Genomic DNA, 230 nt, shown 5'->3' with positions numbered 1-230 from the left:
CTTGTCGAGCATCTGCTGCTGCTCGTCATCCAGACCGGAATAGAAGTCACTGGAGGCCACCAGCGTGGTGATGAACTGCGCCTGCTTGGCCTGGATCATGTAGTCCTGAACTTCGTAGAAGCTCATTTCCTGGATGGCGAATACCGGGTTCACCTGGCCGTCGATCTGGCCCAGCTGCAGGCCGGAGTAGACCTCGGAATAGGGCATCGGCGTCGGGTTGGCACCGTAGC

General features: G+C 59.1%; 1 protein-coding gene. It reads right to left on the bottom strand.

All coding sequences use genetic code 11. From position 1 onward, the window contains the following. A partial coding sequence (gene dctP / locus R0J88_RS24090; protein ID WP_410901470.1) for a TRAP transporter substrate-binding protein DctP occupies positions 1-230 on the bottom strand: 230 nt, incomplete at both ends.

Origin of the sequence: Pseudoalteromonas sp. SIMBA_162 (assembly GCF_046535955.1) — a bacterium.
Taxonomy (GTDB): domain Bacteria; phylum Pseudomonadota; class Gammaproteobacteria; order Enterobacterales; family Alteromonadaceae; genus Pseudoalteromonas; species Pseudoalteromonas marina.
The sequence above is the reverse complement of the archived record's forward strand: the minus strand, read 5'-3'. Positions and strand labels throughout refer to the sequence as shown.